Origin of the sequence: Erythrobacter sanguineus, assembly GCF_900143235.1 — a bacterium.
GTDB lineage: Bacteria > Pseudomonadota > Alphaproteobacteria > Sphingomonadales > Sphingomonadaceae > Erythrobacter > Erythrobacter sanguineus.
In genome coordinates this window covers 90,107-101,028 of record NZ_FRDF01000015.1, presented here as the reverse complement: position 1 = coordinate 101,028, position 10,922 = coordinate 90,107, and the positions used below count along the sequence as shown (strand labels likewise).

General features: G+C 66.0%; 10 protein-coding genes. 2 read left to right on the top strand and 8 right to left on the bottom strand.

Annotation, left to right across the window (positions count from 1 at the left end):
* The coding region (locus tag BUA05_RS12650; protein ID WP_143150315.1) for an integrase core domain-containing protein at positions 1–249 on the top strand (249 nt) is incomplete at its 5' end.
* A gap of 103 nt (positions 250–352) precedes the next feature.
* Here the strand turns inward: BUA05_RS12650 and BUA05_RS12645 are convergent.
* Both BUA05_RS12645 and putA read right to left on the bottom strand, forming a co-directional pair.
* Positions 353–1,120, bottom strand: coding sequence for an endonuclease/exonuclease/phosphatase family protein (locus BUA05_RS12645; RefSeq protein WP_072675383.1), 768 nt, complete (start codon positions 1,118–1,120; stop codon positions 353–355).
* A gap of 46 nt (positions 1,121–1,166) precedes the next feature.
* A complete protein-coding gene (gene putA / locus BUA05_RS12640) occupies positions 1,167–4,313 on the bottom strand; it encodes a bifunctional proline dehydrogenase/L-glutamate gamma-semialdehyde dehydrogenase PutA (RefSeq protein ID WP_072675382.1) in 3,147 nt (1,048 codons plus the stop codon).
* Positions 4,314–4,521: 208 nt separating this feature from the next.
* On the opposite strand from putA, the gene BUA05_RS12635 reads away from it, so the two are divergent.
* Positions 4,522–4,809 carry a YciI family protein gene (locus BUA05_RS12635; RefSeq protein ID WP_245790196.1) on the top strand — a complete coding sequence of 96 codons (288 nt, stop codon included), beginning with the start codon at positions 4,522–4,524 and terminating at the stop codon, positions 4,807–4,809.
* Between the two features lie 43 nt (positions 4,810–4,852).
* On the opposite strand, the gene BUA05_RS12630 is transcribed toward BUA05_RS12635, so the two are convergent.
* From BUA05_RS12630 to BUA05_RS12605, 6 genes are read right to left on the bottom strand one after another with little or no spacing between them, the layout of a single operon-like run.
* Positions 4,853–5,266 carry a Na+/H+ antiporter subunit G gene (locus BUA05_RS12630; protein WP_072675380.1) on the bottom strand — a complete coding sequence of 138 codons (414 nt, stop codon included), beginning with the start codon at positions 5,264–5,266 and terminating at the stop codon, positions 4,853–4,855.
* Positions 5,263–5,532, bottom strand: a complete 270-nt coding sequence (locus tag BUA05_RS12625; RefSeq protein WP_072675379.1) for a K+/H+ antiporter subunit F — start codon at positions 5,530–5,532, stop codon at positions 5,263–5,265. The genes BUA05_RS12630 and BUA05_RS12625 overlap by 4 nt, the downstream gene beginning before the upstream one ends.
* Entirely contained in the window at positions 5,529–6,014 is a 486-nt protein-coding gene (locus BUA05_RS12620; RefSeq protein WP_072675378.1) for a Na+/H+ antiporter subunit E, read from the bottom strand. Before BUA05_RS12620 ends, BUA05_RS12625 begins: the two co-directional genes overlap by 4 nt.
* Positions 6,011–7,552 (bottom strand): monovalent cation/H+ antiporter subunit D, encoded by a 1,542-nt coding sequence (locus tag BUA05_RS12615; protein ID WP_072675377.1) that lies wholly within the window; start codon positions 7,550–7,552, stop codon positions 6,011–6,013. Before BUA05_RS12615 ends, BUA05_RS12620 begins: the two co-directional genes overlap by 4 nt.
* Entirely contained in the window at positions 7,549–7,920 is a 372-nt protein-coding gene (locus BUA05_RS12610; RefSeq protein WP_072675376.1) for a Na+/H+ antiporter subunit C, read from the bottom strand. Before BUA05_RS12610 ends, BUA05_RS12615 begins: the two co-directional genes overlap by 4 nt.
* A complete protein-coding gene (locus tag BUA05_RS12605) occupies positions 7,917–10,757 on the bottom strand; it encodes a monovalent cation/H+ antiporter subunit A (RefSeq protein WP_245790195.1) in 2,841 nt (946 codons plus the stop codon). The genes BUA05_RS12610 and BUA05_RS12605 overlap by 4 nt, the downstream gene beginning before the upstream one ends.
* Between the last annotated feature and the right edge of the window lie 165 nt (positions 10,758–10,922).

The following is a 10,922-nucleotide window of genomic DNA, read 5'->3' as shown; positions in this document are numbered from 1 at the left end:
GAGCGTTGGCACCAGACCCTGAAGAACCGCATCCTGCTGGAAAACTACTTCTTGCCCGGTGACCTCGAGGCCCAGATCGAGGCCTTCGTCGAGCACTACAACCACCAGCGTTATCACGAAGCGCTGTCCAACGTGACGCCCGCCGACGCCTACCTCGGCAGGGCGGCTTCCATCCTCAATCAGCGTGAAAGGATCAAGCGACACACCATCGAACATCGGCGCTTGCAACACCGCAAGCTCGCCGCCTAAAACCAACCCCCAGACGAGGTCCGCACTCCGCTAATCTACGCCGCAAGTTGTGCCAAATGTTCTGACGACGGACAAGCCAACCCGGCGCTTGGCCCGATAGCGGTCATTCGCTCGCGCGCTGTCCCAGCGTGAACTCGGCCCATACCGGCAGGTGATCGGATGCGATCGTGGCGAGGGCGCTGCGGTGGACGCCGCAGTCCTTGGCGATCAGCCGTTCGCAATGCATGATCCGGTCGAGCCGCCCCACCGGGCGCGCGGCGTGGAAGCTGGGGCCGGTATCCAGAATGCTGAAATTGCGGCTGAACTCGCGGAAACAGCCTGCCTGTGCGCGCCATTCGTTGAGATCGCCCATCAGCACCGTGGGCCGGTGCTCGCGGGCTTCCTCGGCCAGCGCGGCGATCGCCCGGGCCTGCCGCACACGCCACAGGCCCGACAGATCAAGATGCATTCCGTAGATGCTGATGCTTGCCCCGCCGATCTCCAGCGTCGCTGTCACCACCCCGCGCGGTTCGAGGCAGGGCATGTGGATGATGTCGTGATGTTCCACCGTCACGCTGTCCTTCACCAGAATGGCATTGCCGTGCCACCCCATCGAATCGTGCTGCACGTCGAGCGGCACGGCGGTGTAATCCGTGTGGTTCTGGATCAGGAACGGCGGCAACACGCTGGCGCGCGTGCCAAACCGCAGATCGGCCTCCTGAAGCGCGACGATATCGGCGTCGATCTCCTCCAGCACCTTGAGGATGCGGGCCGGATCGCGCTTGCGATCAGTGCCAACACCCTTGTGGATGTTGTAGCTCGCCACCTTGATGGTGCGGGGCGGCAGGGGAGACAGCGTGGCAGATGGCGGGGGGGGCGGCGTATCGGACATGGCCGATCAGATAGCCGCGCTTGCCCCCCGCTGCCTAGCCCGCTGTCTAACCGGCGGCCAGCAGGCTGGCATTGCCGCCCGCCGCGGTGGTGTCGATCGTCATCACCCGCTCGGTGGCGAAGCGCGTGAGGTAATGCGGCCCGCCCGCCTTAGGCCCGGTGCCCGACAACCCCTCGCCGCCAAAAGGCTGGCTTTCCACCACCGCCCCGATCTGGTTGCGGTTGACGTAGAAATTGCCGACCCGCGCACGCGCCTGCACGAACCGCCGGGTTTCCGCGATGCGGCTGTGCAGGCCAAGCGTGAGGCCATAGCCGGTGGCGTTGATATCATCGATCACCTGACCCAGTTCGCTCGCCCTGAAGCGCGCGACGTGCAGCACCGGGCCGAAATGTTCGCGGCTCAGATCGCGGATCGAACCGAGTTCGACGATGGTCGGCGCAACGAAGCAGCCTTGCGCGATCCCGGGCGGGAGCGGAAGGCGCGTGACCTTGCGCTCGCTGGCAAGGCAGCGCGCGACGTGGCGTTCGAGCCGGGCCTGCGCGTCGGGATCGATAACCGGGCCGACATCGGTCGAAAACCGCGCCGGATCGCCGATAATCAGCGCCTCGAACCCGCCGCGGATCATTTCCAGCATCTGATCGGCGATATCATCCTGCAGATAGAGCACCCGCAGCGCCGAACAGCGCTGGCCGGCGCTCTGGAAGGCGCTGCCCAGCACGTCGCGCACCACCTGTTCGGGCAGGGCCGAGCTGTCGACGATCATCGCGTTCTGCCCGCCGGTCTCCGCGATCAGGGTGGCAATCGGGCCATCCCTGCCCGCCAGCGTGCGGTTGATCGCCTGCGCAGTCTCGGTCGAACCGGTGAAGGCGACCCCGGCCAGCCGCGGATCGGCGGTGATCATCTGTCCGACCGCCCCTGCGCCGGGCAACAATTGCAGCGCCTCGGGCGGGATGCCGGCCTCGTGGCACAGCCTGACAGCCAGCGCGGCAATCAGCGGGGTCTGCTCGGCGGGCTTGGCGATGACAGAATTGCCCGCCGCCAGCGCGGCTGCCGCCATGCCGGTGAAGATCGCCAGCGGGAAGTTCCACGGCGATATGGTGGCAAACACCCCGCGCCCATGGAGCGACAGCGAGTTTTCCTCCCCCGTCGGCCCCGGCAGGATGGTAGGCTGGCCGAATCGCTGGCGCGCGCCCTCAGCATAATAACGCAGGAAATCCACCGCCTCGCGCAGTTCGAGCACGGCGTCGAGCAGGGTCTTGCCGGCCTCGCGCTGGCACAGGCTGAGGAATTCGTCGGTATGCGCCTCGAACAGGTCGGCGGCCTCTTCCAGCAGCAGCGCACGCTTTTCGCCGCCCAATGCATCCCAGCCGGGCTGGATCTGTGCGGCGCGGGCGAAGGCGGCGTCGATTTCTTCGGCCGTGGCATCGCGGCGGGTGCCGACCACAGCGGAGAGATCATGCGGCATGGTGATCGGGGCGATTTCGCCGGGCGTGGCGGCAGGGAAGGTCGGCTCGGCCCGCCAGTGGGCGCTTTCGAGCGCCTTCAGCCGCGCCATCAGCGGGGCGCGCACCATGGGATCGGACAGGTCGATTCCGGCGCTGTTGCGGCGATCTGCGAAAATGTCCCCCGGCAAGGGGATCGCCGGATTGCGCCGCGGCGAGAGTGCCGCCAGTCCGGCCACCGGATCGCCGACCAGTTCCTCGGGCGCGGTGTCGGCATCGCCCATGCGGTTGACGAAGCTGGTATTGGCCCCGTTCTCCAGCAGGCGGCGCACCAGATAGGCCAGCAATTCCTTGTGCCCGCCGACCGGCGCATAGATGCGCACCGGCGTGCGGGCATGGCCTTCGATCGCGTGGAGCGCATCATAGACTTCCTCGCCCATGCCGTGCAGGCGCTGGAATTCGAAGGATTTTCCGGCACTCATCTGCTTGACGGATGCAATCGTATAGGCGTTGTGCGTGGCGAAGGCCGGGTGGATCACGTCGGCGTGTTCGAACAGGCGCGCGGCGCAGGCGAGGTAGGACACATCGGTCGCCACCTTGCGGGTGAACACCGGATAATCGGCATAGCCGCCCACCTGGCTGAGCTTGATCTCGCTGTCCCAGTACGCGCCCTTGACCAACCGCACGAACAGGCGGCGCCCGTGTCGCCGGGCCAGTTTCGCCACCCAGTCGCACAGCGGCACGCCCCGCTTCTGATAGGCCTGAACGGCAAGGCCGAACCCTTCCCAGCGGCTGCCGTCGGGGCGGCGGAACAGATCGTCATCGGCGACCAGTTCCTCGATGATGTCGAGGCTGAGTTCGAGCCGCTCGGCCTCTTCTGCATCAATGGTAAAGTGGATGTCGGCATCGCGCGCCTGCATCGCCAGCGCCTTGACCACCGGCACCATTTCGGCGCGGGCCTGATCGGCGTGAAAGAAATTGTACTTGGGATGCAGCGCCGACAGCTTCACCGAAATGCCCGGCGACCCGCCCACGCCCGCGCCAGCCTCGCGCGCCAGACGCCCAAGCGCAGACTCGTAGGCGCGGCGGTATTTCTCGGCATCGGCAAAGGTCATCGCCGCCTCGCCCAGCATGTCGAAGCTGTGGGTGATGCCCTTGGCCCGTTCGGGCTGGGCGCGCTTCAGCGCTTCCTCGATCGTGCGCCCGAACACGAATTGTCCGCCCAGAATCCGCATCGCCTGCATCGTGGCGGTCCGCACCACCGGCTCGCCCAGCCGGTTCATCGTGCGCTTCAACACCTTGCCCATGCCGCGCTGGTGGGCTTCGGGCTGTTCCAGCACCTCGCCCGTCAGCATCAGCGAGAAGGTGGCGGCGTTGACGAAGGTGGAGGCGCTTTCCCCCAGATGCTCGCCCCAGTCTACGCGCCCGATCTTGTCACGGATCAGCGCATCGGCGGTGGCGGCATCGGGCACGCGCAGCAAGGCTTCGGCAAGACACATCAGCGCGATGCCTTCATCCGTGTCGAGCCCGTATTGCTGCAGGAAGGCATCGACCCCGCTGGCCTTTTCCTGGCGCGCGCCCTTAATCAGCGCGATGGCGAGCGCGGAAGCCTGTTGATGCACGCGCGCCGCCGGGCTTGCCTGTTCGATCCGTTCTGTAATGCAGGCTTCCTCATCCGCGCGGTAGGCGCGGCGCAGGTCGGCGCGGTCGATGAGCTGGGCAGTCCGGGCAGGCAGATCGGTCGTGGTCACGGGCGATGCGCTTTCCTTGTTTTCGGGTCGGGCCTTGTTTTAGGGTCCGGGCTTGAGTTCGACTCGGGGTGTCTTGCGCGATCTGGACTTCATGCGCCGCGCATTCAAGCGAAGTCGCATGCTGGTGGGGCAGGCCTTGTGCTTGAACCCCTGCTGCCTGCTGGTAAGGTCGGCCTGCGCAACAACCCGCGCAATAGGGATCTACGCCATGCGGATGTTCTGCTTCCACTGCCGTGACGGAGAGGATGGCGGGCGGCTGCGTGGAATCCACCGTCCGGCGCATCTCGATTTCATCCATGCCAATGCCGATCATTTCGTGATCGTCGGCCCGTTGAAACGCGCCGACGGGCTGATCATCGGCTCGCTCTTGATCGTCAAGGCCGAGGATGAGGCCGCCGCGCGCACAATCCTGTCAGGGGATCCATACCTTACCGGCGGGGTTTGGCAGTCGATCCGGGTTGATGAATTCTCGCCCCTGCTGGGCGACTGGGCCTGAACGCTGCAGGCCCTGGCATGGTGCCTGCCCTGCGGGCGCTGGCTCATTCATCAGGGAACCAGCCGGGCGTGCCTTCGCGCGGGGCCTCGTAAGTGGCCCAGTCGCTCCCGTCGCGCGGGGCGGTGGGCGGATCGGCGGGACCGGGCTTTTCGCCCAGCCGCAGGCGGTGCAGATGCACCTTGGCGATCATGTTGGCGGCAATCGGCGCGGTGACGAACAGGAACAGCGACACCAGCAGTTCATGGGTGGTCCATTCGCCCTTCACCAGCTGGAAGAACACCACCGATCCGATCAGCATCCCGCCGAGGCCCAGCGTCGAGGCCTTGGTCGGCCCGTGCAGCCGCTCCATCAGCGAGGGCAGGCGCACCAGCCCCCAGCTTCCGATCAGGGCAAAGCTTGCCCCCACCACGATCAGCGCGGCGGTGAGCAGTTCGGCAAGGGGAAAACCGCCGATCATTCGATGATGTCCCCCCGCAGCAGAAATTTGGCATAGGCGACCGTGCCGACAAACCCGACCATCGCCAGCAGCAGCGCGGCTTCGAAGGCGCTGCCTTCGCCATTGGCGATGCCCGCCAGCACGATGATCCCGATGGTGTTGATCACCATCGTATCCAGCGCAAGGATGCGGTCGGCCACCCCCGGCCCCTGAAACAGGCGCCACAGGTTCATCGCCAGCGCCAGCCCGAGCGCGGCAAAACCGAAACCCAAAGCATATCCGATCATGCGAAGATCCTCTTCAGTCGCGCCTCGTAACGCTGCTTGACCCGGGCGATCTCGGCGGAAGGATCAGGCGCGTGCAGCGCGTGCACCAGCAGATAGGTGCCGCAGTCCGACACATCGGCTGAAACCGTGCCGGGCGTGAGGCTGATCGTCCCGGCGAACACGGTGATCGCTTCGGGGGTATCGAGTTCGAGCGGGATCACCAGCCAGACCGGCTGGAGTTTGCGATTGGGCTTGAACAGGATGATCGCCGCGACTTCGAAATTGGCGACGATGATGTCCCAGATGACCAGGCAAACATAGGCGCAGCCGGGGAGAAATCTGACCCGTGGCCGGCCGGGCCAATAGGCGGCGGTGAACAGCGGCACCACCAGCCCGATCACCAGCCCGAGGAACAGCGCGCCGAAGGAGACGTCGTTGACCATCGCCATCCACACGATCACCAGCAAGGCCGACAGGCCGGGGTGCGGGATCAGGCGGTTCATGGCGCGCCCTCCCCCAGCACCGCGCGGGCGTTGGTTGCGCGGTCGAGCACCTGCGCGGCGGCATTATCGCCATAGGCCGTGGCCCAGCCCGCACCGGCGGACAGGGCCGCAAGCAGCGCCAGCGCAATGATCGGTGCGGCAAGATCGGCGCGGGGCGCTGATTCCGGCGTGCCCCTGCACTCGGCCTCGCCCTCGCCATCGCTTTCGGCAACCTTCCAGAACACCGCGCTGCCCGCCCGGGCAAACCCGATCACCCCGATCAACGTGGTGACAAGGATCACGCCCCAGGCCCAGCCCCAGTCGGGCAGCACCGTCACCGATTTCAGGATCAGCAACTTGCCGATAAAGCCCGACAGCGGCGGCAATCCGGTAACGGCGATGGCGACCGCCATGAACATCAGCCCGACCACCTGCCGGTCAGCGAAATCGGTGCCCGAACTGATATTGTCGGAAAATCCCGCCCGCCGCCGCGCGACCACGTCGCTCACCAGAAACAGCGCCGCCCCGGCAATGGTCGAATGCACAAGGTAATACAGCGCAGCGCCCAGCGTTTCAGGCTGCCAGCCGGCGACCGCAATCAGCAGCGTTCCGGTCGACCCGATAATCGCATAGGCCGCCTGTTCCGAAAGCGTGCGCGCGACAAACACCCCGGCAAAGCCGACCGCCGTCGTCACCAGCGCCGCGGGCCACAGGAACGGCTCAGGGGCCCAGGCAGCGGCGCCCGCGCCTTCGCCGAACACCTGCGGCACCACCCGGATCAGCGAATAGACCCCGACCTTGGTCATGATCGCGAACAGCCCCGCCACCGCCGGGGTGGCAACATCATAGGTGCGCGGCAGCCACAGGTGGAGCGGCACGACCGCCGCCTTGATCGCGAAGACGCTGGCAAGCAGCAGCGCCGCGATCCTCAGCAACCCCTGATCGGCAGGCGCGACGTCGGCGATGCGCATCCCCATATCGGCCATGTTGAGCGTGCCGGTCAGCGCATAAAGCAGCCCCAGCGCGACCAGGAACAGCGATGAACCGACCAGGTTGACCACGACATATTGCACCCCCGCCTTCAGCCGTGCCGGCCCCTGACCATGCAGCAGCAGGCCATAGGATGCGATCAGCAGCACTTCGAAGAACACGAACAGGTTGAACAGGTCGCCGGTCAGGAAGGCGCCGTTCAGTCCCATCAGCTGGAACTGGAACAGCGGGTGGAAATGCCAGCCCTTGCGGTCAACCCCGGTCAGCACAGCATGGAGCAGCGCAATCAGCGCGAGGCTTGCCGCCAGCACCAGCATGATCGCCGAAAGCCGGTCTGCCACCAGCACGATGCCGAAGGGCGCGGACCAATCGCCCAGTTCATAGACATGGACGATCCCTTCGCCCGCCCGCCCTAGCAGGGTCAGCGCAATCGCCAGCATTGCAAGGCACGAAACGCCTGCAATCGCGATGGCCCAGCCCGGATGCCGCCGCATCAGCAACAGCGTTAACGGTGCAGCCAGCGCAGGGATGACCACTGGCATGACCGGGAGATGATCGAGCACGCTCACTCGCCCTTCCCCATGTCGCTGTCGTCACCATCGCACGGCACATTGTCGCCATCGACATGGTCGCTGCCGGTCTCAAGGAAGCTGCGCAGCGCGAGAATCACCACGAAGGCGGTCATGCCGAAGGTGATCACGATTGCGGTCAGCACCAGCGCCTGTGGCAGCGGGTCGGCATATTCGCTGATCGCCTTGTCCCAGATCGGCGGGCGGTTCAGCACCAGCCTTCCGGACGCGAACAGGAACAGATTGACCGCATAGGAAAACAGCGTGAGGCCCAGCACGACCTGAAAGGTGCGGGCGCGCAAGGCCAGGAAGATGCCGGCCGCCACCAGCACGCCGATCGCGCTCGACAGGAGGAATTCGTAGCTCACGGCGCATCCTCCGGCGCTTGGGCAGCGGGCTGTTCGGCAATCGCGCGCGCGGCGCGCTGGGCGATGTGGCTCAATTGCGCCAGCGCCAGCATCACCGCGCCGAACACCGTCAGGAACACGCCCGTATCGAACAGCATCGCGCTTGCCAGTTCGAACTTGCCGATCAGCGGCAACGAGAAATATTCGAAGGTCGACGTCAGGAAATTCGACCCGAACACCCACGAACCCAGCCCGGTCACCATAGCCGTCAGCACACCCCATGCGATCATCCGGTGTTCGCCAAAGCGCCGCCGCTTGTCGGTCCAGTCATAACCTGCGGCGAGATATTGCAGCAGGAAGGCAATCGCCACGACCAGCGCCGCGATAAACCCGCCGCCGGGCTGGTTGTGCCCGCGCAGGAACAGGAAAATGCCCACGGTCAGCGTCAGCGGCAGGGCGATGCGGCTGGCCATCACGAACATCATCGGATGCCGCTCGGGCGAATGCGGCATGTCTTCCTGCCAGCTCGCCAGCCGTGCGCCCGCCGCGCCGCGCGCGGTGGAATAGAGCAGGGCATAGATCGCCAGACCCGCAATCCCCAGCACGATGATCTCGCCCAGCGTGTCAAAGGCGCGGAAATCGACAAGGATGACATTGACGACATTGGTGCCGCCGCCGCCGGACTTGGAATTGGCAAGGTGATAGGCCGAAATGCTCGCCCCCGGCTCGCGGGTCAGCATCGCCCAGGCCACCCCGCCGATCAGCACGCCGCCCAGCGTGGCCAGCGCCCCGTCGCGCCATTTGCGCGGGGTTGACGACAGGATCGGCGGCGCCTTGGGCAGCAGGTTAAGCGCGAGCAGCAGCAGCAGGATCGTCACCACCTCGACCGAGATCTGGGTCAGCGCCAGATCGGGCGCGGAAAAGCGCACGAAGGCAAGGCTGACCACCAGCCCGATCACGCTGATATAGATCAGCACCCTGAACCGCTGGCGCGAATCGTTCACCACCGCCGCGGTCGCCGCGATCAGCAGCGTCCAGGCCACGATCGCCGGGGCCGAGGCCGGGATGCCGGGACGTGTGCCGGTAAACGCCCCGCCGCCGGCCTGCGCGCCATCGATGATCAACGCCACCACCACGCCAAAGGTCGCCAGCAGCATTCGTTGCAGCGATGGCGTGTGCGTGGCGATGATCGCCTTGCGCACCCAGGTATCGGCAAAGCCGAGCGCGCCCTCGAACATCTGCCGGGCATCGGAATGGGCGATGCTTTCCCACGCCCGCAGCAGCGCCGCATGCCGCCACAGCAGCAGCGCGCCCCCTGCCACGGCAAGCAGGCTGAGGATCAGGGCAAGATTGACCCCATGCCACAGCGCCAGATCGAAGTCCGGAGCGGGCGCTCCGATCACCGCGCCTGTCACCGCGCCCACCAGCGGCCCGGCGAGCAGCATCGGCATAAGACCCAGCAGCACCGCCAGCGCGGTCAGCACCGCGGACGGCGCCCACATGCCCACACCCGGATCATGCGCGCGGGCAAAGGGTTCCGCCTCGCGCGGCTGGCCAAAGAACAGGTGCCATGCCAGCCGCAGCGAATAGCCGACCGAAAAGGTCGCCCCGATGGTCGCCAGCACCGGCACCAGCCACGGCAGGCCGAACAGGGCGACATTGGGGGTTTCATAGAGCATCAGCTCCTTGGAGATGAACCCGCCCAGCGGCGGCAGCCCCGCCATTGATGCCGCAGCCAGCGTCGCGATCAGCGCCGTCACCGGCATCGCCTTGGCCAGCCCGCCCAGCCGCCGGATATCGCGGGTGCCGGTTTCATGATCGACAATCCCCGCCGCCATGAACAGCGCCGCCTTGAAGGCGGCATGGTTGAGGATGTGCAGCACCGCCGCCAGCGCCGCCAGTTCGAGCGAAAAGCCCAGCAGCATCACCAGCAGGCCCAGCTGGCTGATGGTCGAATAGGCAAGAATGCTTTTCAGATCATGCCGGAACAGCGCCACCACCGCGGCAAACACCATGGTGACAAGGCCCACGCTGGTCACGATCACGGTGTAAGCTTCCGTCCCCGCCATCACCGGCCACAGCCGCGCCAGCAGGAACACCCCCGCCTTCACCATCGTCGCCGAATGCAGATAGGCGCTGACCGGCGTCGGCGCGGCCATTGCGTGGGGCAGCCAGAAATGGAACGGAAATTGCGCCGACTTGGTAAAGCAGCCCAGCAGGATCAGGCCAAGGATCGCCGGATAAAGCGGCGAGGCCCGGACAATGTCCCCGCTTTCAAGGATTGTCGCAAGGTCGAACGATCCCGCCGCCAATCCCAGCAGCACCATGCCCCCGATCAGCGCCAGACCCCCGCCGCCGGTCACCGCCAGGGCCATGCGCGCGCCCCGGCGGCCTTCGGACTTGTGCTGCCAGAAACCGATCAGCAGGAAGGAGGACAGGCTGGTCAGTTCCCAGAACACCAGCAGCAGCAGCACATTGCCCGCCAGCACAATCCCCAGCATCGCGCCCTGAAACAGCATCAGGCTGGCGAAAAAGCGTCCGGTCGCCTCCCCATCGTAAAGGTAGAAATGGGCAAAGATCACCACGGCCAGACCAATGCCGAGGATCAGGCCTGCAAACATCAGGCCGAGGCCATCGACCATCAGCGTCAGTTCCAGCCCGAGCGTCGGCACCCAGCTGACCGTGGCAGAAGGCACCGCGCCGCCGATCACCGGCGCGGCCATGCTGGCCAGCAGGATCAGGCCCGCCGCACTTGCCGCGGCTGCCACACCCGAATGCAGCGCGCGCGATCCGCCCGCGACAAGCGCGATCATCAAGGCGGCGACAAAGGGCAGCGCCACGAGCGTGAATAGCGTCAAGGCAAAAGCCATTGGCGGCCCCGGTCATCCCCTGTGCCAGAATTAGCGTTGCGAATGTGCCCCTTGGACACCGCTCCGCCATAGACGAGGCTTTCGCGCAAGGACAAGTGAAAGGACGAAACGCGCGGACAGCGGGCCATGTTCCCGCCCGCCCAGTCTGGCTGG

Bases quoted from the DNA above. Each gene is read 5' to 3' on its own strand.
- BUA05_RS12645 (WP_072675383.1), bottom strand. From the start codon at position 1,120: ATGTCCGATACGCCGCCCCCCCCGCCATCTGCCACGCTGTCTCCCCTG.
- BUA05_RS12635 (WP_245790196.1), top strand. From the start codon at position 4,522: ATGCGGATGTTCTGCTTCCACTGCCGTGACGGAGAGGATGGCGGGCGG.
- BUA05_RS12630 (WP_072675380.1), bottom strand. From the start codon at position 5,266: ATGATCGGCGGTTTTCCCCTTGCCGAACTGCTCACCGCCGCGCTGATC.
- BUA05_RS12625 (WP_072675379.1), bottom strand. From the start codon at position 5,532: ATGATCGGATATGCTTTGGGTTTCGGTTTTGCCGCGCTCGGGCTGGCG.
- BUA05_RS12620 (WP_072675378.1), bottom strand. From the start codon at position 6,014: ATGAACCGCCTGATCCCGCACCCCGGCCTGTCGGCCTTGCTGGTGATC.